This window comes from Campylobacter sp. IFREMER_LSEM_CL1890 (genome assembly GCF_025772045.1).
GTDB classification, from domain to species: domain Bacteria; phylum Campylobacterota; class Campylobacteria; order Campylobacterales; family Campylobacteraceae; genus Campylobacter_D; species Campylobacter_D lari_D.
Genome location: NZ_JAKMRK010000001.1, coordinates 89,068 through 114,393 on the forward strand (window position 1 = coordinate 89,068; position 25,326 = coordinate 114,393).

The 25,326-nt window shown below is 28.2% G+C and carries 24 protein-coding genes; 7 read left to right on the plus strand and 17 right to left on the minus strand.

What is annotated here, in order from left to right; genetic code table 11:
* Positions 1-24 precede the first annotated feature (24 nt).
* The 6 genes from L8W57_RS00445 to L8W57_RS00470 all read right to left on the minus strand — a co-directional run bounded on the left by L8W57_RS00445 (position 25) and on the right by L8W57_RS00470 (position 7,095).
* Positions 25-1,197 (minus strand): MFS transporter, encoded by a 1,173-nt coding sequence (locus L8W57_RS00445; protein WP_165955254.1) that lies wholly within the window; start codon positions 1,195-1,197, stop codon positions 25-27.
* Positions 1,198-1,210: 13 nt separating this feature from the next.
* Positions 1,211-1,534: a MarR family winged helix-turn-helix transcriptional regulator gene (locus L8W57_RS00450; RefSeq protein WP_133318774.1), complete on the minus strand. Its 324-nt coding sequence runs from the start codon at positions 1,532-1,534 to the stop codon at positions 1,211-1,213.
* Between the two features lie 803 nt (positions 1,535-2,337).
* The gene (gene trmA / locus L8W57_RS00455; RefSeq protein WP_133318772.1) at positions 2,338-3,375 is read right to left on the minus strand and encodes a tRNA (uridine(54)-C5)-methyltransferase TrmA; all 1,038 of its coding nucleotides are present in this window, start codon (positions 3,373-3,375) and stop codon (positions 2,338-2,340) included.
* Positions 3,376-5,088, minus strand: coding sequence for a Na+/H+ antiporter NhaC family protein (locus L8W57_RS00460; protein ID WP_133318771.1), 1,713 nt, complete (start codon positions 5,086-5,088; stop codon positions 3,376-3,378).
* Positions 5,089-5,104: 16 nt separating this feature from the next.
* Positions 5,105-5,851 (minus strand): SDR family NAD(P)-dependent oxidoreductase, encoded by a 747-nt coding sequence (locus tag L8W57_RS00465; RefSeq protein WP_133318770.1) that lies wholly within the window; start codon positions 5,849-5,851, stop codon positions 5,105-5,107.
* The gene (locus L8W57_RS00470; protein WP_133318769.1) at positions 5,848-7,095 is read right to left on the minus strand and encodes an ankyrin repeat domain-containing protein; all 1,248 of its coding nucleotides are present in this window, start codon (positions 7,093-7,095) and stop codon (positions 5,848-5,850) included. The genes L8W57_RS00465 and L8W57_RS00470 overlap by 4 nt, the downstream gene beginning before the upstream one ends.
* Positions 7,096-7,203: 108 nt before the next feature.
* Between L8W57_RS00470 and L8W57_RS00475 the strand changes: the two genes are divergently transcribed.
* Both L8W57_RS00475 and L8W57_RS00480 read left to right on the plus strand, forming a co-directional pair.
* Complete coding sequence (locus L8W57_RS00475; RefSeq protein WP_133318768.1) at positions 7,204-7,656, plus strand: methylated-DNA--[protein]-cysteine S-methyltransferase; 453 nt, start codon at positions 7,204-7,206, stop codon at positions 7,654-7,656.
* Between the two features lies 1 nt (position 7,657).
* On the plus strand, positions 7,658-8,536 hold the full coding sequence (locus tag L8W57_RS00480; protein ID WP_133318767.1) for an EamA family transporter: 879 nt from the start codon (positions 7,658-7,660) through the stop codon (positions 8,534-8,536).
* Here the strand turns inward: L8W57_RS00480 and truA are convergent.
* Genes truA through glmU form a run of 7 tightly spaced genes read right to left on the minus strand, consistent with a single transcriptional unit; the run spans position 8,490 to position 14,731 of the window.
* Positions 8,490-9,224 carry a tRNA pseudouridine(38-40) synthase TruA gene (gene truA, locus L8W57_RS00485; protein WP_133318766.1) on the minus strand — a complete coding sequence of 245 codons (735 nt, stop codon included), beginning with the start codon at positions 9,222-9,224 and terminating at the stop codon, positions 8,490-8,492. The genes L8W57_RS00480 and truA overlap by 47 nt on opposite strands.
* Positions 9,224-10,249 carry an LptF/LptG family permease gene (locus L8W57_RS00490; protein WP_263661815.1) on the minus strand — a complete coding sequence of 342 codons (1,026 nt, stop codon included), beginning with the start codon at positions 10,247-10,249 and terminating at the stop codon, positions 9,224-9,226. Before L8W57_RS00490 ends, truA begins: the two co-directional genes overlap by 1 nt.
* Complete coding sequence (locus tag L8W57_RS00495; protein ID WP_133318764.1) at positions 10,246-10,995, minus strand: prepilin peptidase; 750 nt, start codon at positions 10,993-10,995, stop codon at positions 10,246-10,248. Before L8W57_RS00495 ends, L8W57_RS00490 begins: the two co-directional genes overlap by 4 nt.
* Positions 10,992-11,660 (minus strand): polyprenyl diphosphate synthase, encoded by a 669-nt coding sequence (uppS, locus tag L8W57_RS00500; RefSeq protein WP_133318763.1) that lies wholly within the window; start codon positions 11,658-11,660, stop codon positions 10,992-10,994. The genes L8W57_RS00495 and uppS overlap by 4 nt, the downstream gene beginning before the upstream one ends.
* Position 11,661: 1 nt before the next feature.
* The gene (locus tag L8W57_RS00505) at positions 11,662-12,282 is read right to left on the minus strand and encodes a hypothetical protein (protein ID WP_165955253.1); all 621 of its coding nucleotides are present in this window, start codon (positions 12,280-12,282) and stop codon (positions 11,662-11,664) included.
* Positions 12,279-13,442, minus strand: coding sequence for a bifunctional phosphopantothenoylcysteine decarboxylase/phosphopantothenate--cysteine ligase CoaBC (gene coaBC / locus L8W57_RS00510; protein WP_133318761.1), 1,164 nt, complete (start codon positions 13,440-13,442; stop codon positions 12,279-12,281). Before coaBC ends, L8W57_RS00505 begins: the two co-directional genes overlap by 4 nt.
* Positions 13,439-14,731: a bifunctional UDP-N-acetylglucosamine diphosphorylase/glucosamine-1-phosphate N-acetyltransferase GlmU gene (glmU, locus tag L8W57_RS00515; protein ID WP_133318760.1), complete on the minus strand. Its 1,293-nt coding sequence runs from the start codon at positions 14,729-14,731 to the stop codon at positions 13,439-13,441. The genes coaBC and glmU overlap by 4 nt, the downstream gene beginning before the upstream one ends.
* Before the next feature lie 162 nt (positions 14,732-14,893).
* On the opposite strand from glmU, the gene L8W57_RS00520 reads away from it, so the two are divergent.
* From L8W57_RS00520 to L8W57_RS00540, 5 genes are all read left to right on the plus strand, one after another.
* Entirely contained in the window at positions 14,894-17,248 is a 2,355-nt protein-coding gene (locus L8W57_RS00520; protein WP_263661816.1) for an autotransporter outer membrane beta-barrel domain-containing protein, read from the plus strand.
* A gap of 144 nt (positions 17,249-17,392) precedes the next feature.
* Positions 17,393-18,127 carry a flagellar type III secretion system pore protein FliP gene (gene fliP, locus L8W57_RS00525; RefSeq protein ID WP_133318758.1) on the plus strand — a complete coding sequence of 245 codons (735 nt, stop codon included), beginning with the start codon at positions 17,393-17,395 and terminating at the stop codon, positions 18,125-18,127.
* A 65-nt stretch (positions 18,128-18,192) separates the two neighbouring features.
* Entirely contained in the window at positions 18,193-19,941 is a 1,749-nt protein-coding gene (locus L8W57_RS00530; protein ID WP_133318757.1) for a bifunctional anthranilate synthase component I family protein/class IV aminotransferase, read from the plus strand.
* Positions 19,938-20,504 (plus strand): anthranilate synthase component II, encoded by a 567-nt coding sequence (locus tag L8W57_RS00535; protein WP_133318756.1) that lies wholly within the window; start codon positions 19,938-19,940, stop codon positions 20,502-20,504. The genes L8W57_RS00530 and L8W57_RS00535 overlap by 4 nt, the downstream gene beginning before the upstream one ends.
* 94 nt (positions 20,505-20,598) lie before the next feature.
* Entirely contained in the window at positions 20,599-22,839 is a 2,241-nt protein-coding gene (locus tag L8W57_RS00540; RefSeq protein WP_263661817.1) for an autotransporter domain-containing protein, read from the plus strand.
* A 51-nt stretch (positions 22,840-22,890) separates the two neighbouring features.
* Here the strand turns inward: L8W57_RS00540 and L8W57_RS00545 are convergent, their stop codons facing one another.
* The 4 genes from L8W57_RS00545 to rplS are packed head-to-tail and all read right to left on the minus strand — an operon-like array spanning position 22,891 to position 25,319.
* A complete protein-coding gene (locus L8W57_RS00545) occupies positions 22,891-23,220 on the minus strand; it encodes a Spx/MgsR family RNA polymerase-binding regulatory protein (protein WP_133318754.1) in 330 nt (109 codons plus the stop codon).
* Positions 23,214-24,554 (minus strand): class II 3-deoxy-7-phosphoheptulonate synthase, encoded by a 1,341-nt coding sequence (locus L8W57_RS00550; RefSeq protein ID WP_133318753.1) that lies wholly within the window; start codon positions 24,552-24,554, stop codon positions 23,214-23,216. The genes L8W57_RS00545 and L8W57_RS00550 overlap by 7 nt, the downstream gene beginning before the upstream one ends.
* 53 nt (positions 24,555-24,607) lie before the next feature.
* Positions 24,608-24,961: a cupin domain-containing protein gene (locus L8W57_RS00555; protein ID WP_243705616.1), complete on the minus strand. Its 354-nt coding sequence runs from the start codon at positions 24,959-24,961 to the stop codon at positions 24,608-24,610.
* Between the two features lies 1 nt (position 24,962).
* Positions 24,963-25,319: a 50S ribosomal protein L19 gene (rplS, locus tag L8W57_RS00560; RefSeq protein ID WP_012661698.1), complete on the minus strand. Its 357-nt coding sequence runs from the start codon at positions 25,317-25,319 to the stop codon at positions 24,963-24,965.
* Positions 25,320-25,326: the final 7 nt, after the last annotated feature.

Below are 25,326 nucleotides of genomic sequence, written 5' to 3' on the forward strand. Positions count from 1 at the left end.
AAAAGCATTGTATCTAAAATAAAATTAACAAAAAGTTTTTTTAACTATTAATAAATAATATAAAACAAGAGCAAACAAAACAAGTACAGCGCAAAGTGCATAGACATTAGCAAAACCTATACTTGGTTCAACAATACCCAACAAATAAGGACTAACTCCTATGCCAAAATCCAAAGATAGAAAAAAAGTAGAATTAGCTAACCCCATTTTTTCTTTAGGAGCTAGTTTGATAGCCAAAGCTTGTGCACTTGAAGTAGCATTTGCATAACCTAGTGCACAAAATATACCGGCGATAATAATCATATAAAAATTTTTTGCAAACGCAAGTAAAAGTAAACACAATATAAAACTAAATAATGAAAAAATTATTATAATATTAGCTCCATGTTTATCAAATACCTTTCCAGCAAGAGGTCTAAAAACTATAGAAAATCCAGCATATATTACAAAAAACATAGATCCAGCAAAGCTTAAATTTAAACTTTGAGTATAAGCACTCATATAAGCTATAATAGCTCCAAAAGGACATGCGATCAAAAAAGTAATCAAAGCCAAATTTAAAACTGATTTTTCAAAGTAATTATAAATACTAAATTTTCTTTTTACATGATAATGTTTTTTAAATCTTCTTACTTTTAAAAAAATTGATAAAACTAATGCAAAGATAATACTCACACTTGCAATTAAAAAGCTTAGTTGAAATAAGTTGATAGAGTCAAGTTTTATGGCCAAAAAAGGCCCTAAAGCTGAAGTTAAAACAACACTCGTAGCATAATACCCTATACCAATTCCTCTTTTATTACTAGGTATTATTCTAGCAATAGCTGCCCCACAAGCACAAGAACAAATTCCATAGCAAACTCCAGCTAAAAAGCGTATCAATACCAAAAAATACACATTATAAAATTTCAAATACATTAAATTAATAAAAAGATAAAATAAAAGTGAAAATATAATCACTTTTTTTATATTAATACCATCAATAATAGAACCAAAATAAAGTCTAGAAAGCAAAGCACCTATAACAAAAGCACCCATTATAAGTCCTGCGGTGCTAGTTTGAAGATTTAAAACACCCAAAACATAATCTGTACTAGAAATAGTACTCATATAAAAAACAAGACAAATAACAAAATTTATCCCAAAAATACAGAAAAAATTTACATTAAATAAATTATATTTCTTACTAAGACCCATGAAAAAACCTTTCTTAAATTTTTTCATTGATATAATCAAGTAATTTTAAAAGCACTTCTTGATCTTGTTCATCTAATATATCTAAGATTTCTTTTTCATATTTTCTTATACAAACATTTGCATCAAAAAAAATTTCTTTACCCTTGGCACTTAAAGTAATGATCTTTTCTCTTTTATCATCAGCTTTTAAAAACTCTATATATTCAAGTTTTGCTAGTTTGGAAACAACTCTAGAAAGTATAGCTTTATCCATTTGATAAAATTCACATATTGGAGCTAAAGTGCTATTTTGATGATGGCTTAAATAAACAAAAACTCTCCAATCACTTGATTTCAATCCAAATGGCTTTAAAATTTCATTGACTTTATAGAGTATTTTTCTATTTGTATAAGTAATTTTTTGAAAAAATATGAGAAATCCTTTGTAAAAATTAATTGATTAAATCAACTATTTTAATAGTAACAAAGATTACATAAATTCTAACTTATATAAGTTTTTTCCTTAAATACATTCTGCATTTAAGATAAAAAATATCAAAAAATTAAAGCTTGTAACTTTGTTATAATATTTTAAATTTACAAATATTTGTAGTATTGACAAACTCAAATTAGCTTAGATTAAACTATGACTTTAGAGACTTTATTTATACTAATAAAACTTGCATTATTATTTTATAATGCTTAACATAATTTAACATAAGTCAATAAATTTTACCACTAAGTATTATAAAATATTAAAAATTATCACAATAAAGGTTGTAATCATGATCAATATTTATCCTTATATACTAATAATACATTTATTTTGTGCTATATTTTTTATAGGATTTTTATTTACCGATGTATTCTTATTAAGAAAATTAAATTTGGATATAAAAAATACAATTAAAATAATGCCACCTATTGTATTGATTTTATTTCTTAGCGGTTTATATTTAGCTCATTTTCACTTAAATTCATTAAATTGGATATTTATTTGCAAAATATTCTTTGCTTTTTGTATTTTTATATTAATACTATTTTCTCTTTTTTATAAAATAATCTTAAAAAAACAAAATCCTTTTCATGCATATATTCATCCTATTGTATTTATTTTTACTATAATTATTGTAATATGTGCAAAATTAATGTTTTATATTGTTATTTGATTTTCAAATAAACACCACATTCAAGATGATTTGTGTTTGCAAATTGATCAAAAAATGCAAATTTGGATATTTTATGAGTTTTGCATAATTTCTCAAGGTTTTCTTTTAAAGTGATAGGATTGCACGATATATAAATGATATTTTCATAATTTTTAATAAGTTCAATCACACTTAAATCAAGTCCTGCTCTTGGAGGATCAACTAAGACATGAGATATTTTAAAACCATCTAAATCTATGTCTTTTAAGCGATTAAATTCCCTTTCTTTTTTCAATGCTTGACTTAACTCTTCACTAGAAAGCCTTGTAAAAGTTATATTTTCAATAGAATTTAAAACGCAATTTTTTAAAGCAAACTCAATATTTTTCTTAGAAATTTCAGTTGCTAAAACTTTTTTAAAATTTCTTGCTAAAGCTATAGTAAAATTTCCATAACCACAATAAAGCTCTAATAAATCTTGCTTAAAATCACTCTCTACACAAGATACAACCCATTCGATCATCTTTTCATTAATAAAAGTATTGGGTTGGATAAAACAATCATTATTAAACTCATATAAAAATTCATTTGTATTGATGTTTAAAATTTGTCTTAAATTTTCTCCATTAAATACAAGTTTTTTACCCCTACTTCTTGCTATGAGCTTAAGGTTTAATTTTTCTGCTAATTCTTGTAAATCTTGTGCAATTAGCTCTATATTTTTATGGAAAAGTAAAGTTATACTTAAATCTAATTTTGTAGCTAAAAACTCTACTCCAAAAAGCTTTTGTTTTAAATTTTCATTTAGATTATTTAATAAAATAGGCATATATTTTTGAATTTTTTCATCTGCTATATCAAAATTTTCAATAGGAATTTTTTTCTTATTTTCAAACATTGCATAAGAAATTTTCCCATTTTCATGATGATATATAGAAAATTCCGCCCTAGTTCTATAAGCTTTTAAAGGTGATTTAAAGCACTGAATTTCTCCATCATATAAAGAAGAAAACAATGCTTTGTTTAAAGCAATTTTTTCTTCAAAATACATTTACGCATCTACCTTTTTGCCAACCACAAAAAGTAAAGCTATCATAGCTAAGATTCCAAAAACAAGTCCTAGCCATACATTAAGTCCTAATGCTACCGGTAAATAACCACAAAGTATACTAATAGCACAAACACTCAAAGCATAAGGCATTTGTGTACTAACATGAGCTAAAAGATCACACTTACTTCCCATAGATGAAAGTATAGTTGTATCAGAAATTGGTGAGCAATGATCTCCAAAAATAGCTCCTGTTAAAACCCCTGAAATATTAATAATCATATATTGGTGCAACTCTGCTCCGCTTAATTCATTATGAACCCCAACAGCCATAGCTAAAGGAATAGCCAAAGGCATTAAAATACCCATAGTTCCATAACTAGTTCCCGTTGAAAAAGAAATAATAGAAGCAAAAATAAAAATTGCTGTAGGAAGCAAATAAAGAGGTGTTTTATCTGAAAATAAGTCAATTAAATATTTAGAAGTTCCCAAATCTTTAATCACAGAAGCTAATGACCATGCACAAAGTAAAATAATCACAGTCATAATCATAGTTCTCCAGCCATGAGTCCAAACCGCAATAGCTTCTTTTAAAGTAAATATTTTTCTATACATTCCCAAAATAATAGCTACTATGGTAGCTAAAAGCGCTGCTTGAAACAATACAACTGAAGCATCAGCTGCGCCAAAAGTCTCTCTAAAAGCAAATAAACTAAGCGGTGCTGCATCAATTTGTGCTTTAACACTCACATCATCTAAGGCATTATAACCACTAAAATAAAAACCTATAAATGAAAACACGATCAAGACAGCTAAAGGTATAATAGCATTAGAAGCTTGCAATTTTACATGCTCTTTTGGCTCTAAGACCTTATCTTCTATATTATCAATTTGTTCATGACCATGAGAAAATTTACCTGCTCTAGCTCTAAGTTCAGCTTTTAACATAGGTCCAAATTCCCTACCTGTATAAATAGTCAAAACAACAAAAATCAACATAAAAAGATTATAAAATCTATAAGGTAAGGTTTGTACAAAGATTTCAAAAGCGTTAATTTCTTCTTTTACTACACCTAAATGTGCAAAAGTTGCATTATCAATTAGATCATATCCGCTGCGAATTAAAGAAATTTCAAGTCCTATCCAAGTAGAAATGATAGCAAGACCGGTAATTGGTGCTGCAGTTGCATCCATTATAAAAGCAAGCTTTTCACGGCTTACTCTAAATTTATCTGTTACCGGACGCATGATAGGACCTACGATTAATGAATTGGCATAATCATCAAAGAAAATAAAAATTCCCATGCACCAAGTAGCAAATTGTGAGCTTTTTGCTTGTTTAGCTTTAGTAGAAAGCCAAAGAGCTACTGCTTTTGTCCCCCCTGTTTTGGTAATAAGAGCTACAACACCACCTATAGTTAAAACTTGCAATAAAATTCCTGCATTACCCGGACTTGCCATGGCATTTACCACTTTGGAAATAAAGCCTGTAAAAGAAGCAATGATAGCATGGTAAATACTATTTTCAATAAGTCCTAACATAAAAGTACCACTTAATGCACCAATAAATAACGAAAGTACTACATCTTTAGTAACAAAAGCTAAAATAATAGCTATCACCGGTGGTAAAAGCGTCCAAGCTCCAAAAAGTTCTGCATTTGCTTGTGCATCAGCAAATAACAACAAAGGAGCTAATAATAAATAAAAAATTTTCATAATTATCCTTAAGTTTTTATATTTTTTCGCTAAAAGTTCCTGCCCATGTTTGAGTCACAGGCATAAGCTCTATTTCGTTAATATTAATATGCTCAGGTAAGCTAACGATAAAAGTAATAATTTTTGCTATATCTTCAGCTTTGATATATTTAGTATTTTCATAAACCTCATCAGCTTTTTTAATATCACCTTTAAATCTCACTTCACTAAATTCAGTTTTACAAAGCCCTGGAGCGATATTTGTTACTTTTATATTACTTCCACGCAAATCCGTTCTTAAAGCTTTGGAAAATTGTGCCACAAAAGCCTTAGTTCCACAATAAACATTACCTCCATAATAAGGCACATTAGCTGCAATTGAGCCAAGATTAATTATGTGGGCATTTTTTGCTTTTCTAAGTAAAGGTAAAGCAGCTCTTGCTACATATAAAAAGCCTTTGATATTAGTATCTACCATGGCTTCAATATCTTCAATATCCAAAGAATCAAATTCATTTAAACCTAAAGCAAGACCTGCGTTGTTAATAAGCAAAGAAATATTGCCAAAATCTTGAGGTAAATTTTCAATTGATGCAAAAACTGCTTGTTTATCTCTGACATCAAGTTCTATGGGATAAATTTTATCCCCATAAAGCTCTTGTAGTTTTTCTAATCTATCTTTGCGTCTTGCTATAGCTATAACTTTATAATCAAGTTCTATTAAAGCTTTTAAACTCTCTAGTCCAAAACCTGAACTTACTCCAGTTATTAAAGCAGTTTTCATGGTTGTGTCTCTTCATATAGCATCAAATTCTCATTTTCCTTTAAACCAAGTTTTTTTAGATATTTAATATTTTGTTCTTTTTTTGCAATTATGGCAAAATCAAGAGCGTTAAATCCCAAATCATCAATTTCTTTATAATTTGCTTTGTAATCTATAAGTAACTTAAGCATTTTTACATCTGCATAGTTTGCTCCATGCATAAAAATATTTTTAGAAGTATGCTCAAGTGCACATAAAGTAATGAAATATGGCGTATTACTTCCCATACTAGCAATAGAAAGTTTTTCATTATCGTTAATGTATTTTTGATTTACATTAGCTCCATTTTCTAATAAAACTTTTGCAACCTTATAATTGTTGTATTCAACTGCATAAAACAAAGGTGTTTTTCCAAAAGAATTTCTATAATCAATAATAGCCCCATTTTCCAATAAAAGCTTGACATTATCTGCACTATCTAATGCAAAAAACAAAGCAGACTCATAACCTTCATTTATTTTTACACCTAATTTTATAAACTCACTTATAATTTGACTTTCTCTATTGTTTAACAAAGCAGATTTAAAACCATTATTTAATTCTAAATTGCTAATTTTTTTAGAATAAATATATTCTTTTATTTGTTCTAAAGAGTTGTTTTTATTAGCCACAAATTTTTCAAAGTCCGAAATATCTTTAAAGATTTTAGTCTCGCCAACTGCCCAATTTAAAAATTCATTCAAAGCATTACTAGCAAAGTAAATAGCACTTGCTTTATCTAGATTAAATTCGTTTTGAAAATATTTTGTTAAAGGATTAATCGCATTATTATACTCTTTCCAAAATTCCTTAAAGAGCTTAAAATTTCCTATACTTTGATAAGCCCAAAATCTAAAATAAGCTTTTAATTTTGCAAATTTTTCTTCAAGTATTATAGGATCTTGTAAAGTTTTTTGATAAACTTGCGGATCAAGCGCAATTTCTAATAATTTAAAATCAAATTTTCTCAAATCGCTAAAATATTCCCCTCCCATACAGGCACTATTACTTCCTCTAATTTCATTAGCAAGCTCATATAATCTTTTTGTAATTTGATTATTTTTTAAAGAAAAATCGCAATTTAAATCTACTTGAGCAAAATCTTGAGAAACTTGTGGTTTAAACTCTTTAAAAAAATCCATCTTATTTTCTTTGACATACCCGCAAGTGTAATCTAAAGCTAATGCATTTAAACTTATAATCAAACTAAATAATAAAATCCTCAAATATTTTCCTTTGATATAAATTAAATCACTATTTTAACTAAATTTTTGCTTTAATAACAATTAATTAATTTAAAATTCATACAATGATTATTTTAAAATGAGGAAAAAATGTATCAAAGTTTTTACAAAGCTAGTTTTGCTTATATTCTTTTGCAGAGTAATGAAAATAAACTTATCAATGTTGATTTTATAACATATAAGCCCAATTTTAGCAAAGATAAACACACTATTTTAGAACAAGCCTTAGAAGAGCTAGACCTTTATTTTAATAAAAAACTTTTTTTCTTTAATACACCCCTAGCTCTTCAGGGGAGCGAATTTGAGCAAAAAGTATATAAAGCTTTAATTAAAATTCCCTATGGACAAACTAAAACCTATCAAGAAATTGCTTCTTTTGTCAATCATCCAAAAGCTTTTAGAGCGGTAGGTAATGCAAATTCTAAAAACAAACTTGCAATTTTTATACCTTGTCATAGAGTGGTAGCTAAAAATCACTTAGGCGGATACAATGGTGGTTTATTTATCAAAGAAGCTTTACTTAAATTAGAAGGTGTGCTTTAAAATGCCAAGTTTATTACTAGCAAGTTTTATTTGGGCTTTTTCTTTTCCATTAATTGGGCATTTTATAACCTTAGAAATGGATAGTTTTTTTGCTGCATTTGCAAAAGTTTTTTTGTCTTTATTAGTATTTTTACCTTTTTTAAATTTTAAGCTGAATTTGCATTTAAAACTAAAACTCATAAGCATTGGAGCTTTACAACTTGGTGTGATGAATTTATTTTATTATCATTCTTTTTTATATTTAAGTGTAAGCGAAGTGGCACTTTTTACGATTTTTACACCTTTTTATGTTGTACTTTTTTATGGGCTTTTTTCAAAAAATCTTAGATATTTATATTTTATAAGTATTTTTATATGTATTGTAGGTGCTTTTGTAGTTAAATTTGATAATATTAACTCTAATTTTTTATATGGTTTTTTACTTATTCAAGGAGCTAATTTAGTATTTGGCGCTGGACAAAGTTTTTATAAAATTTTATTAGAAAAAAATACAAACTTAAACCAAAAAGAAGCTTTCGCTTATTTTTATTTAGGCGCAACCAGTATAACCTTACCTGCTTTTTTATTTTTTGGAGATTATAATAATTTACCATCCAATTTAAGTTCTTGGATAGCTTTGATTTATCTTGGGACTATTGCTTCAGGATTTGGATATTTTTTATGGAACAAAGGCTCCACTGAAGTAGATAACGGGGTTTTAGCTTTGATGAATAATGCTATTATACCTATAAGTATTTTTATCAATATGAGTATTTTTGGAGTAGATGTAGAGCTACTACCTTTTTGCATAGGGACCTTGATCATTCTTTTTTCATTTTTTATACATAAAAAAATCATGCATTATTATAATAAGAAATCTTACTCAAATACAAACCACTAGCAGGAGCTAAAAATCTACAATGAGCTTTTTTGGCATTGATTTGATCTAAAAGCTCATTTTTGCTCATTTTTCCTTCTAATACTTTTAAAATACTTGCCATCATCATTCTAATTTGAGATCTTAAAAAACCATTTGCTTCAAAATAAAACACAGTGTAATTTTTATAAGCATAAACTCTAGTTTTATACATTTTTCTTATACTTGTTTTATTATCAGAGCCTTCTTTTTGAAAGAGTTTAAAATTATGCTCTCCTTCAAATAAAAAAGCAATTTCCTTGGCTAATTTAATATTTATTTTTGGATAAAAATACACATATGAGGCTAAAAAGGGATTATATTTTCCATGACTTATAATATAGCGATATGCTCTTTTTTGCACATCAAAACGCACTTGGAAATTTTCTTGCATTCTTTGGATATGCTTTATATGTATAAATGGGTGTGCAAAATGATTAATTTTATTTTTTAAATATACAAAATCTTTAAAATGTTCTCCCGCTTTTACGCAAGCGACTGCATTAAATGCATGCACACCTTTATCAGTTCTTGAAGCAAATAAAGGCTTTTCATAAATACCCAAATGCGACAAGGCCTGCGCTAAGGTATCTTGAACACTAAGCTTATGTGGCTGGGTGGCTGAACCTTGAAATTTAGAACCATCATAAGAAAAAGTTAATTTTAAAAGCATTAATACTTACTTGCAATTTTTGCTTTAAAATAAAACAAAGAAGTAATTAAAAAGCTTGAAAAAATCACAGCAATAGCTACAAAAGGAGGATTATAAAAACTAATCAAAAGCGTAAAATAAGCAAAAATAATCACAAAAATTCCAAAATAAGCAAAACCTTTTTCATAACGATAAGTTACTATACCAAAAGAGAGTGCAAAAAGCACGCTAGCTAAAGGAAATAAAGCTATAAGAATATAAATAACAAATTCTTTTGCTTTTTCTTTATTGCTTGTTACATCAGACCAATACCCATAAAAACTTTGAGTATTTAATTCTTTAGAAGAAAGTTTGCTTTTAATTAATAAATTTTTAAAACTAGAAATATGCCAATCTTCTTCTTTAATCTCATAAGCTTTTCCTTCGTCTAGTTTAAAAGTAATAACACCATCATTTGTTTCTAACTTTCCTTCTTTGGCTAAAATCACTTGTTCTTTATCTTGTGGGTTTTTCTTTGGATGATACATTATGATATTTTTATAAGTTTCATCAGAATTTTTGGCATCGATAAAAACAAGCCATTCTCCATATCTTTGTCCAAATTCCCCTGTTTTTATACTTACTTTAGCACTAATTTTTTTATAATCTACAAAATTATCAAAAAGTTCAAAAGATATAGGTATAAAAACCAAAACCACCACAAGCATAAAAGTACTTACTAAAGCTGCAATTTTTGCAAAAAAACTTGCTATCATGCTTGGAGCTATACTCAAAGCAAATAACACTGTGCTTTCATTTTCCCTAGAAAGTCTATAAAAGGCCAAAGTCAAAGCTATGAAAAAAGATATGGGTAGAGTAAAAATCAATATCTTTGGTAAAAGAAAAATATATAATTTGATTAACTCAAAAAAAGTAATTTCAATATAAGCAGTAATTTTAGCAAGTTGTATAAAAAAAATAATCGAAACAATAATAAATAAAGTAAAAAATAAAGATAACATTGTACTTAAAAACTGATTAAGCAAATACTTATAAACTAGTTTCATAATATACTTTCTACACTTAGATTAATCAAAATTCCACAAAATAAAAAAGGAATCATAGGCATTTGATAATCTTTCTTGGCTATTTTTATAAACATCAAAAGACTTAAAAAACTTGCAATAAATAAAATCAAAAAGCCTTTTTCATAGCCAAAAATTCCAAAAATCAAAGCTATTATTATAACATCACCTTCCCCTAAACTTTCTAAAATTTCATCTCTTTTTTTAAAATTTTTAATAAAATTAATCACACTTTTTAGTATAAAAATTAACCCCGCTCCAAAACACACTCTAAATAAAAAGCTATCTTGAAAATCCTCTAAATTTAAACCATTTTGCAAAAAATCAAAACAAAAAGCTAAAATAAATAAAATCCAAAGCCAAAGCTCACTCACTGCTTTTAGATAATAATCCATCCAAGAAAGTGCTAATAATACAGCTAGCATACAAGCAAAAATTAAAATTTGAAAAACATCTTCAATTAAATAAAAAGCAAAGACAAACAAACACGCACAAATAAATTCATTAAAAGGATAAATCAAAGAAATTCTTTCCTTACAAAAAGCACATTTGCCTTTTAAAAATACAAAAGATAACAAAGGAAAAAGATGATAAAATTTCAAAGTTTTAAAACACTTAGGACATTTTGATCTTGGACTTATTATGCTTTCTTTATTAATCGTTCTTAAAATCAAAACATTGACAAAAGAACCCACGCAAAGTCCTAATAATAAAAAGAAAAATATCATTTACCAAAGGTTCTTTTGCGTTTTTTAAACTCAGTAATGATATTTGTGATTTCTTTTTTAGTAAGTGCAGGAAATAAGGTTTGACTAAAATAAATTTCTGCATAACTTGATTGCCATAATAAAAAATTTGAAATTCTTTTAGCGCTCCCTACCCTTAAAAACAAATCCACATCTTCACTTAAGTCAAGATTTGCTTGTATATTTACTTCATTAATTTCAAGATTTTTTTCAATCACCTTTTTAACCGCTCTAACTATTTCATCCTTGCCTCCGTAAGAAATAGCTAAATTTACGCATAATTTTGTGTAATTTTTAGTTTGTTCTTGAAAATTTTGTATTTTTTTTAAGGTTAATTCATCTAAAAGACTTAAATTTCCTATGGCTTTAAAACGCACTTCATTAGCTATAAATTTATTTAAAGATTCATCAAGATATTTATTTAACAGCTTAAAAAGAAACTCCACTTCTTCTTTTGGTCTTTGCCAATTTTCTGTACTAAAAGCATAAAGGGTTAGATTTTGAATTTTTTCATCTATACATACTTCTATAATTTTTTCAACAACTTTAGCACCTTGACTATAGCCAATTTTTTCCAAAAGTCCATTTTTTCTAGCCCATCTTCTATTGCCATCCATTACTACAGCAAGATGCTTTAACTCATTCATTCTATCCCTTTATATCCATCAATCTTTTAAAAACAAACATAGGATTGAGCGTATTAACTACTTCAAATTTAAAATACTCGTTTAAAAAATGTGCTACTTTGGCAAAAGGTGTTTGTATGCGTATGATTTTACCATTATCAATTATAATTTTTAAAGCACCAAAAATTTCAAAATACAAATATACCTCTAAAATATTTCCATTTTTCTTAGCTTCAAACAAAGCTCTATTTCCCTCATAAACAAAAGGTATATGGTAAATTCCTTCAAAAAACGCAAAAAACATTTCCTTATAAATTTCAAACTCATATGCGCTTTTGCTTTCCATAAGTCTTTGGATAATGAATTTTTTATACCAAGCTTTTTCATCACCTTCTTGTAAAAGCTTTTCTATAAGTTCAGCACCTTCTTCAAAAAGTCTAATTTTAGGCTTTTTCAAAAGATTTTTAAAAGAAATCACGCCTTTGTCTTCATAAACTTCAGCTAAATACTCCTCCCCTACTTCAAGCTCTATCAAACTTTTTGTTTCAAGCTTTTTAGTGTTTAAAAGCAATACATAGCGATTATATGCGCGTTTTTCTAAAATTTGCATTCTTACAGGTAAGGTTGAGTTGATGATATTCACCAAAGTTTCCTTAATTCTTGTGCTAAAATAAAACCAAGTTTTTCTTTGCTTTGTTTAGAACTTTGAGAGATGCTATCTTTAGTGATAAAACAAATGCTATTTTCATCACTTCCAAAGTTCATTTGCTCATTTAAGACATTTAAACACACCATATCTAAATTTTTACCAACTAAAGATTTTTTAGCATTTTCTAAAGCATTTTGCTCATCAAATTCCATTTTAAAGCCTATTTTTTTGCCTTTAAAATCTAAATTTTTTAAGATATCCTCATTAAGCTTTAATTTTAAATCAAGTCCGTTTAAATGCTCATTTTTCTTAATCTTACCCTTATAAGCCTCAAGAGTAAAATCACTCACAGCAGCAGCCATAATTAAAGCATCAAAATCTTTGTATTTTTGCAATTTTTCTTTTAGTTCTAAAGAAGATTCAAATTTTTCTAATTTATAAGGTGTTTTAAACTCTACTGAGCTAACTAACACTACTTTAGCACCTAAAAAATACAAGGCATCAGCAATTGCCTTTGCCATTTTTCCACTTGAAAAATTACTAATACATCTTACATCATCAATTTTTTCTTTAGTCCCGCCACCGCTTACAATAAAACTTTTATCTTTAAAAAAATCTTCTTGCATTAGACTTCTTTTTAAAGCATTTATAATACTATCAAGCTCAGCCAAAGCTCCCAAGCCTTCATCTTTACAAGCTAGAGTTTTAACTATAGGATCAATGATAATATAACCTTGCTCTTTTAAATTTTTTAAAGAATTTTGAGTGCTAAAATGTAAATACATGTTTGTATTTGCAGCGGGTGCGATTAGAAATGGTTTATTTTTATCTACTGCTATTAAAGTTTGAATGAATAAATTATCTGCTATACCATAGTTTAATTTATTGATAGAATTTATACTAGCAGGCGCAAAAAGCACACAATCGCAAGTCTTACTAAAAGCTATATGATTATTAGTATTTTGCCAACTTTCATTATCTTCACATAAAACTTCATCCGCTAAAGCTTCAAAGCTAAGCTTAGTGCCAAATTTTAAAGCTCCCTGACTTAGCAAAACTTTAACCCTAAAACCTTCTTTTTTTAATAAAGAAATAAGCTCATAAGCTTTATAAAAAGCTATGCTTCCACTTACTGCTAGTAAGATAGTTTTCATTTTTTGCCTAATTTTTTATAATAGTAATTTTCCACAATCTGAGCATTAGTTCTACTAATATACATAGAACCTTTTTCTACATTTTTATACACTGTGCTTCCTGCTGCGATGATTACCTCATCTTTTATCTCAACCGGAGCGATAAATTGCGTATCTGAACCTACAAAAACATTTTTACCTATTTTAGTTTTATGTTTTTTTACCCCATCATAATTACAAGTGATGGTGCCACAACCTATATTAGTTCCCTCATCTATTTCACAATCTCCTAAATAACTCAAATGCCCTGCTTTAACTCCATTTAATAAAGCATTTTTACATTCTACAAAATTTCCTATATGCGTATTTTTAAGCTGACATTTTGGACGCAAATGCGCTAAAGGCCCTACATCGCTATTTTCTACTATACTATCTTCAATCACACTTGAACTTTTAATGATAGAATTAATGATTTTTGATTTTCCTTCTATACGCACATTTTCATATACTTCACACTCACCTATAAACTCAACTTCATCTGAAATAAAAGTCGTCGCAGGCATGTGAAAAATCACCCCTTGCTTCATCCATTCTTTTTTAATCGCTTCTTGCATAAGATCTTGAGCTAAACAAAGCTCTACTTTATCATTTACCCCCATAAAATCTTGCTCATTTATAAACACCGCATCGATTTCATAGCCCTTTTCTTTTGCTAAATAAACCGCATCGGTTAAATAATACTCTTTGGCTTTATTATCATTTTTTATCAAAGGCAATACTTCTTTTAAAATTTGTGCTTTTATAGCATAAACACCACTATTGCAAATGTTTATAGTAAGTTCTTCTTTATTTGCATCTTTTGTTTCTACTATTTTTTGAATTTTATTTTCTTTTAAAACTATTCTTCCATAGCTTTTTGGATCTTTTGCTTCAAAAACTGCCACATTAAAATCACTCTCATTTAAAGCTATTTTTTCTAAATCATCTGCTTTAACTAAAGGCATATCGCCACATAAAATCAATACTTTTTCATGCTTACTCTCATAACCCCTTAAAGCCCCTGCAGTACCTGGAAAATTTTGCAAGTCTTGTTCTAAAAAGCGTGTATTTGGAAAATACTCTAAAATAACTTGTTCAACCTTTTCTTTTTGATGAGAAAGCACCACACATACATCATCACTAATTTTATATGCTTGTTTTAAAATATGTAAAATCATTGCTTTTGAGCAAATTTTTTGAAGCACTTTTGGATTTTGTGATTTCATACGCGTGCCAAGTCCAGCAGCCAAAATAAGCACAGAAATTTTCATAATTTACCTTTGTTTTAAAAATTATTGCTTATTTTAACAAGCTAAAGTAAAAATTCTTACTAGTTGTTATTTGTTTTTTACAGATTTTCATTTACTTTAAACTTAAATTTATGGGGGGGGGTATAATGCTTTTTTCAATTTAAATTTACAAGGAGTAATCAAATGAAACTTTCTTATTACACAAGTAAAGTTTTAATGGGTGTTAGCATTAGTGCTTTATTAAGCAGTGCTGCTTTAGCTCAAGAGATAAATCATGGAAATTTTTCTGATTTTTTTAACTATAAAGATGGAATTTGGAGTTTAGATTCTAAAGAAAATATAGAATTAAAAATAAGTCCGAGTATACTCCAACTATATCCTATCCAAGAAGGTATAAATGGGGCTGGAAAGACAATAAAAGAAATTAATATCAAAACAAGTGGTATTTTAACCATAGGATCTGATTCAGATTGGGTAGATCTAGGTGAAACTTCAACTAATGAAGCACGATATGATTTATATAGTGTTAATTTAGAAGCAAAAGAAATTATTTTAAATAAAGATCAAACTTCTTTAAAAGCAAATAAAGCTTTTAATATAAAAGGAAATGTTACACTTAATGGTAGCTCGCCTATAACAAATGATAATATAAGCAACGAAGAACTTGATAGACCTAGTTTAGATGTATGGAATGGATATGGCGAAAAAGATGGCTATATGAGCATACAAGGAAATTTAAATGTAAACAATTCTTTTATTGGTATATTTGATGCAAATAAAAAAGGTGGCTTAATCTCTGTAGATGGAGATGTAAATATAAAAGATTCAGCTATAGGCATAAGCACAAATAGTGTTTCAAATTTAGGTATAAACAACTATGTAGCTATAAAAACTACAGGCAATTTTAACCAAGATATAGATAAAAACATAGTAACGGCACTATATACTAAAGATATAACGAGCATGCTTGAAACAAGTAATTTACTTCCAAAAAATGTATTTTTTGAAGATACTGATTTGGCTCAATTTACAGATTATAAACTTAGTGTTTCTAATGATGGCAAAAGTCTTTTAATTAGCGGTGGTGCTAATGAAAATGTAAGAGATTTATCAAAAATATTAAAATCTGAAATTGATATTAGAAAAGAAGCTTTAGATAGCTTTAATAATATAAAAGAAGATATTAAAAGAAATGAAAATTTAGAAAATTCTGGATTTGGAACCTACCAAAAACCAGGATATATTGGCGATGATGCTATGCTTGAAGCCATAGCACAAGCAGAAAAAGAACTGCAAGAACAAATTAAAAAATTAGAACAACAAATCCAAGATATACAAGATAATGGTGGAAAATTTGATGGTAGTGATTTAGTTGAAAATATGAAAGATATTAGCTTAGAAAATAAAAATTTAGCTGTAAATATGCTAAATAGTATTTTAGATTCTAAACTTAGCAATGATGCTATCGCAGCACTCACTCTAGATACCACAGGAAAAAATCTAAACACACTTACCACAAATACAAAAGCAAGTGCAAAAGCTATAGTAAATAATGCTCAAAATTCTTCTGTCAATTCATCTATAGGTGTAGCAAATGACCTAGCAATTGGAACAAGAATAGCAAAACTTTCAAATCCTTATCAAGATAAAGCTTTAGTAGAAAAATTTGCTACAACCCATATAGCAGCACTAGCAAGCGATGTTTATAATTATTATGGAAATTCTTCATTTAATAATAGCTTTTGGGGTAATGTTTTTGGTGGTGCAAATATCATAGATGGAGATAGTGGTGCTTTATATGGATTTACACTAGGTGCTGATAGAAAAATCAATGATAATGCTTTGCTTGGTTTTTACTTTACTTATGCTGATTCAACTATCAAAGATGGAGTTATGGAACAAAAATCAGATAACTATCAATTTGGTATTTATTCTTTAATTAATCCAAACGATCAATGGGAAATTAATCTAAGAGCTTACGGGCAAATTTCTCCAACAGATCAAAGTGTTGTAATGTTAAATGATTCTAATAAGGCTGATTTTGATAGTAAATTCTTTGGTTTAAGTGCTAATGCCGGTAGAATTTTTAATCCAAATTCATCATCATTATTCATCAAGCCTTTTGCTGGTATAAATTACTACTACGCACACACTCCAAGTTATAAAGAAAGTGGTATGTTTGCAAAAGATGTTCAAAGTATGACAAATAATTCCATATCTTTAGAACTTGGTGCTGAATTTAGAAAATATATGAGCGAAACATCATATTTATTTATCACTCCAAAAATAGAACAATATGTAATGAATAATGGAGATGATTATGTAGCTGGATTTGTTGGATCAAATTCAAATTTTATCATCAAAGGTAATGATAAGAAAAAAACTTATGGACAAATCATCATAGGTGGAAATGTAGATATTAACGAGCAATTTAGCCTAAATGCAGGTATTGGAGCTAAACAAATACTAGCTGGTAAAACAGATGGTAAAAATGAAACTTATGTAAGTGGTCAAGTAGGTTTTAAATACAAATTCTAAAAAAATATTTTTTGAGAAACTCCTAAATGCTAGAGTTTTTCACTCTAGCATTTTAAAAATAAACCATTAATTCAATCATATAAATTGCATTTTTAAGAGTAAAATTGCTAAAATAATGCTTTTAATTTTAACCAAGGAAATATTTTGAGGGTTTTACTAGTTTTATTTTTATCAAGCCTAGCTCTTTTTGGCGCTGAAGCAACTATACCAACTGTAAATTTAAGCCTTAGTGCCCCAAATAGCCCTCAACAGCTCGTAACAACTTTAAATATAATTATAGTTTTAACTATACTAGCACTTGCTCCAACTATCATCTTTGTAATGACTTCATTTTTAAGACTTATAGTAGTTTTTTCTTTTCTAAGAACTGCTCTTGGCACACAAACCATGCCTCCAAATACTATCTTAGCGACACTAGCTTTGATTTTAACTTTTTTTATTATGGAACCTGTTGCTACAAAATCATACAATGAAGGCATAAAACCCTATATTGCTGAACAAATAGGCTATGAAGAAGCCTTTGCTAAAGGCGTTAAACCTTTTAAAGATTTCATGTTAAAAAATACCAGAGAAAAAGACTTAGCACTTTTTTATAGGATCAGAAATTTAGAAAATCCAAAAACCATAGATGATGTTCCTTTAACGGTTTTAGTGCCTGCTTTTATGATAAGTGAACTTAAAACTGCTTTTGAAATAGGCTTTTTACTTTTCTTGCCATTTTTAGTTATTGATATGGTAGTAAGCTCAGTGCTAATGGCTATGGGTATGATGATGTTACCACCTGTTATGATTTCCATGCCTTTTAAATTGCTTATTTTTGTTTTGGTAGATGGATGGAATTTACTTATACAAAATCTCGTCAAAAGCTTTTTAACTTAGCAATTTAGAGCAAAAATATGTGTATTATTAGCTTTATTTGTATTTTTCTAAATCAAAGATTTTAAATGGCATTTGCTATATTTGGAAAATACCTTTATGATGATCTTGCCTTCACTCTTAAAGCTCACACTCAAAAAGAAAGTAAAAAAGCTTTTAAAATCATAGAAAAATATAAAAATCAATATTATTTTTTAGGCTATATTCAATATGAATTCTATAAATATCTAGAAGATAAAAATTATAAAAGCAAAGAGCCTTTTTTATATTTTTTTGCTTTTAAATCAAAAAAAATCTTTACAAACGAAGAAAAAAATTTAGACTTTTATCCAAGTTTTTCATCCAATTTAAACCAAGAAAAGTATTTTGAAAACTTTGACAAAGTCAAAGAAGCCATAGCTAAAGGTCAAAGTTATCAAGTTAATCTTACTCAAGAACTACATTTACAATCAAATCTTAATGTGTATGAGAGTTTTTTAAGCCTTTATCCTAAGCAAAATACCCCCTATAAAGCTTATATGAAAAATGAATTTTTAGAATTGGCTTCATTTTCACCTGAACTTTTTTTTAAAATCAAAAATAAAAAAATCATCACAAAACCCATGAAAGGCACAATCAAACGCTCAAATAATCCAAAAGAAGATGAAAGTCTAAAAAACTTTTTAAAATGCGATGAAAAAACTATTAGTGAAAATGTAATGATAGTTGATTTATTACGCAATGATATTTCAAAACTCATCAAAAAACATTCTTTAAAATGCGAACTTTTTAAGGTTAAAACCTACCCTACCTTACACCAACTCATTTCAAAAATAAGTGGGAAATTAAAGCCAAAAAATGATTATTTTAAAATTTTCAAAGCCCTTTTTCCATGTGGATCTATCACAGGTGCACCCAAAATAGAAACTATTAAACTCATAGAAAATTTAGAGCAAAGAAAACGCGGGATTTATTGTGGAGCGATAGGTTTAATCCATAAAGATAAAGCAAAATTTAGCGTAGCCATACGCACTTTAGAGAAAAAAAATAATGATGATTTTTTAAGATATGGTGTGGGAAGCGGACTTGTGTGGGACTCACAAAAACAAGATGAATTTGAAGAATTAAAACTAAAAAGTAAAATTTTAAAACCTAACTTTTATTTATTTGAAACAATGTATTATAAAAATCACTCTATTTTATTTTTCAAAGAACATTTGACAAGAATTTTAAACTCAGCTAATTTTTTTGGCTTTGATACTCAAAGATTAAAACATGATTTTAAAAATATACTAGAGAGCAAAGATAAAAAATTCCATTTTAAATCTTTACAAAATTTTAACAATTTTGTTTTCAATCATCATCATTTTTTTACAAAAAGTAATTTTACTCAAAAAGGCTCAAAGGCTATTAAATTAAAACTTTTTAAAAATGGCCTTTATGAGTTTGATTTTAGCAATATACAAGAAAATTCAAGCAAAAAACTACTCATAAGTAAAGACATCATAAAAGTAAATCTTTTAACACACCATAAAACTTCTCTGCGTAGTTTATATGAGGCAAATTCTCATCTATGGAAAGAAAATATTTGCTATGACATAGTTTTTTTTGATGAAAAAGGCATACTTTGTGAGGGTTCAAGAAGTAACATTATTATAAATTTAAATGATGAGTATTTTACCCCTTATGCTAAAAACTGCCTAAATGGTATTTATAGACAAACACTCTTAAAACACAAGCTCATCAAAGAAAAAGATATCACTAAAGATGAGCTTTTAAATGCTAAAGAAATTTATGCTATTAATTCTTTAAGAGGCTTAAAAAAGGTATTTTTGTGAAAGTTTTGATTATAGATAATTATGATTCTTTTACCTACACCATAGCCTTTTATTTAAAAGAATTAAACATTACTTATAAAATTATTAAAAACGATAAATTCAAAAATCCAAAAAAGCTTAAAAAATATGATTTTACCCATCTTCTAATCTCCCCTGGACCAAATTCTCCAAAAGAATCAAAGTTAAGTTTAAAAGCTATAAAATATTTTAAAAAAGATAAAAAAATTCTTGGAATTTGTCTAGGACACCAATGTATAGCACATGTTTTTGGTGGTAAAATTTCTAAACTTCCAAAACCAACTCATGGTAAGGTAAAAACTATAAAATTTAAACCAAACCCACTTTTTAAAAATCTTAAACAAAATTTTAAAATTTGTTTATATCACTCTCTTTATGTTAATCATATAGGTAAAAAATGTGAAATTTTAGCCCATAGTGAAGATAATATCATCATGGCTTTAAAACATAAAAAATACGATATTTATGGAGTTCAATTCCACCCTGAAGCCATACTAAGTCAAAATGGCAAAAAGCTACTTAAAAACTTTCTTACTTTGCAATAATCTAATATTTATATTTTTTTCATTTACTTTAAACTTAAATTTATGGGGGGGGGTATAATGCTTTTTTCAATTTAAATTTACAAGAAGTAATCAAATGAAACTTTCTTATTACACAAGTAAAGTTTTAATGGGAGTTAGCATTAGTGCTTTATTAAGAAGCGGTGCTGCTTTAGCTCAAGAAATTACTATTAACGGCTATGATGGCAGCATGAAGAAACATTTTGAAACAAACGATGGACGAAATTTTAATTTAAAAACAGACTATACCAATGGTGATTTAACAATAGATCTTTTTCACGCAGACCTAGCTAATGATATAGTTAATGATGAATATAAAGATCTCTCAAGAGTAAATATTAACTTAAATTCTAATAATCTTAGTTTTAAAAATACTTCCGAAGGTGCTAGTTATGTAACAAACTATACCATCAATGCTAAAAAAACTGAAGCTATAGATGTAATATTTCAAAGCACAAATGGAAAATCGATCGTTAATGGAGATTTTAGTATAAAAGGTTCATCTAGTCCTACAGAAGGTGTTTTAGATGATATAAAATCTTCAGCTATTTTAATCGGCGATGGACATGGCCTACGAGGCTCTCTTGAAGTAAATGGAAATTTTACAGCAGATCAATCTACTCTATTTACTATAGGTGGTAATAAAAGTCAAAATCATATACAAGTAAATGGTAAAGCAAATATCACAAATTCAAACTTTTCCATAGGAACAACAAGTTTTGGTGATTTAGCTTTAAATAATTATGTTTTTATGAGTGCAAGTGAAGGATTTAATGAAGATATAACAAGCTCAAACAAAGCTAGTGCAAACATAAGTAAAAATTTTGAAAGCATTGTTGGTATGAGCAACAAAGACTTAGGACTTGATTATGAAGTTGTAAGAGCTATGGATGTAAAAGATTTTGTTGAATATGAACTTTCTACAAAAGATAATAAGCTTTTAATTAGTGGTGGTGCAAATGAAAATGTAAATAACAATAAGATGATTCTAGAAAGCGATAAAAAATATCTAGAATTAGTTAAAACTGATTTAGAAGATGCCAAAGATGATGAAGGTGCTAATAAAGAAAAATTTGATGAAGCTATTGCAAAAATTAATGAGCAAATAAAACAAATTCAAGATATGATTAGCAATGCTGGAAGTGGAGAAATCTCTAATGATGATTATATTAAAAACGATTCTAGTGTTTCAGCTTCTAACAAAGACTTTGTTTCTAAAATTTTAGATGGACTTAAAATTGGTGGAGATTTAAATGCAATAGGTAGTATTAAATTTGATAAAGTCGGGGAACAAGTAGCAAATGATATAAAAGATTCAGCTAAATCTATCTCAAATGTAAATCAAGCCTCATCAGGTATAAACTCGACTATCAATGTATCAAATGATGTATCCATAGGTTCTCGTGTAGCTATGTTAAATAATCCTTATGGAAATTACGCTACAAAATTATCTCAAATAAGATTTGCTACTAATGATTATAGAGGAAATTATGTTGATAATTATAATAACAGCATTTGGGGTAATGTAATAGGCGGTGCAAACATCATAGATGGAGATAGTGGTGCTTTATATGGAGCCACTATAGGTATGGATAGAAAAGTCAATGATGATGTTATTATTGGTGCTTATTTTACTTATGCAAACGCTGAAATAAAAGATAATCTTTTAACCCAAAAATCAGATAATTTCCAATTTGGTGCTTATTCTAATATCCATATAAGTCCAAAGGTAGAAGTTAATGTTAAGGCTTATGCTCAAATTTCTCCAACAGATCAAGATATTGTAAATAGAGGATTTAACACTACAAATAGTGCTGACTTTAATAGAAAATTCCTTGGTTTGAGTGCTAACATGGGATATATTTTTGATTTTAGTAATAATACCTTATTTATCAAACCTTTTGCCGGAGCAAACTACTACTATGCATATACCCCAAGCTATAAAGAAAATGGAATTGCAGGAAAAGATGTCAATAGCGCTAGTAATAATTCTATTTCTTTAGAACTTGGTGCTGAATTTAGAAAATATATGAGCGAAACATCATATTTATTTATCACTCCAAAAATAGAACAATATGTAATGAATAATGGAGATGATTATGTAGCTGGATTTGTTGGATCAAATTCAAATTTTATCATCAAAGGTAATGATAAGAAAAAAACTTATGGACAAATCATCATAGGTGGAAATGTAGATATTAACGAGCAATTTAGCCTAAATGCAGGTATTGGAGCTAAACAAATACTAGCTGGTAAAACAGATGGTAAAAATGAAACTTATGTAAGTGGTCAAGTAGGTTTTAAATACAAATTCTAAAAAAATATTTTTTGAGAAACTCCTAAATGCTAGAGTAAAAACTCTAGCATTTTAAAAACTCTCATATTCTTTAGCTATAAAAACTTCATCATCTTTTACAATTAATGGGCGTTTTATAAGCGTTGGATTTTGCAAAATCATCACTTTAATTTCATCTTGGTTTAAATTTTGAAGTTTTTCTTTATTTAACCCTAATTTTCTAGCACTCATACCCGCTGTATTTACAAGCTCTAAAACACTCCTTTTGCTAAACCAAAAATTTAAAGTTTCTTCATCTAGCTTTTTAATATCTAAAAATTCAAATTCAATTTGCTTAGAATTTAAATAATCCATGGCCTTTTTAACACTATTACAATTTTTAATACCATAAAATTTTAACATTTTCTTGCCTTTTTAACTAAGTCTGCTATGATAAATGCTAATTCTAAAGCTTGGTCAGCATTTAATCTTGGATCACATTGTGTTTCATAGCGTTTAGAAAGTTCTTCTTGAGTGATATTTAAAGAGCCTCCTACACATTCTGTTACATTTTGCCCTGTCATTTCCAAATGTACCCCACCAGGATACACTCCTTCACTTATAGCTATCTCAAAAAACGCACGCACTTCTTGAATAATTTTATCAAATTCTCTTGTTTTAAAATTACCTGATTTAACCGTATTTGCATGCATAGGATCTATGCTATAAAGTATATTAAACCCTTCTTGTTTTAACTCTTTAAATAATTTTGGCAAGGCATTTTCTATCTTATCACATCCCATACGGATGATGAAATTTAATCTTCCTGCTTCATTATGTGGATTTAAAATACTTACTAGCTTTTTTATTTCATCTAAATCATAATTAGCACTAAGCTTAACACCGAGTGGATTTTTTACTCCACTTAAAAAATGCACATGTGCTTCATCTGCTTTTCTAGTACGCTCACCTATCCAAAGCATATGTGCTGAACAATCATAAATTTCCCCGCTTAAACTATCTACTCTAGTTAAAGCTTCTTCATAAGGCAAAAGCAAGGCTTCATGGGAAGTATAAAAGGCTGTTTGGGAAAGATTTGGGGTATCAGTGATACCACAAGCTTGCATAAAAGCTAAAGCTTGAGTGATTTTTTCACTAAGTTCATTATATTTTTTCCCAAGCTCTGCTTTTTTTAAAAAACCCAAATTCCACTTATGCACTACTCTTAAATCCGCTAAACCACCTCTTGAAAAAGCTCTTAATAAATTTAAAGTTGTAGCACTTTGATAATACGCTTCTAGCATTCTTTTAGGATCGGCTATTCTTGATTTTTCATTAAATTCAAAACCATTAATAATATCCCCACGATAACTTGGAAGTGTTACTCCATCTACTTCTTCAAAATCACTACTTCTTGGCTTTGCAAATTGTCCTGCAACACGCCCTACTTTAACGATAGGACAAGATCCTGCAAAAGTAAGCACTATGGCCATTTGAAGCATAACTTTAAACATATCTCTTATATTATCAGCACCAAAATTTACAAAACTCTCTGCGCAATCTCCTCCTTGGAGTAAAAATGCTTGAGAATTTACAACATTAGCAAGAGATTTTTTTAACTTATCTACCTCACCTGCAAAAACAAGTGGTGGTAATTTTTCTAATTTTTTAACAACATCTTGTAGTTCATTTTCATCAGGATATTGCGGCTGTTGCTGAATTTTATAATTTTTCCAAGAATCTTTAGTCCATTTCATAGCTTAACTTCCTAATTTTAAGTAAGCTAAAATTATACAAAATGAGACTTAAATTAAGATTTCAAAACGCTCTCAACGCGTTCAAGGCTATCTTGTTTATATAGAGTTAAACGCACTATAGAATCTTCTAGTGCTAAAAGATTATGAATTTCATTAGCTTTCAAACTAATGCTATCTAAAGATTTAAGTAGAATTTGCTGATTTAAAACTCCAAAATCAATAGAGCCTTTTAATACTTGTATAGTAATATCAAAAGGTGCTTTATGATCTTTCATAAAGCTATCCTTTGACATATTTATGCATATTTCCTTAGCATAAGCATTTTCTATTTTTTTAGATATATTTATGCCATTTTCAATTTCTTGTTCCCAAGAAATTACTTCATGCATTTGAGTTCTAAATTTCATTTTATTTTTTAAGTTCTTTAATACGAGCTGCCTTACCCCTTCTATCTCTTAAATAGAATAATCTAGCACGGCGTACACGACCTCTTCTTAACACTGTAATACTTTCTAAACTTTCACTATAAATAGGGAAAATTCTTTCAACACCTACATTGTTAGCGCCTATTTTACGCACAATAAAAGTTTCATCTACACCATTTCCTCTACGCGCTATACAAATACCTTCAAAATTTTGAATTCTTGTTTTATCGCCTTCTTTAATGCGAATAGCAAGTCTTAAAGTATCTCCAGCACGAAATTCTGGAACATTTTTACCTTCAATTTGTTTTTGCTCAAATTGCTCAATGTATTTATTTTTCATAACGATA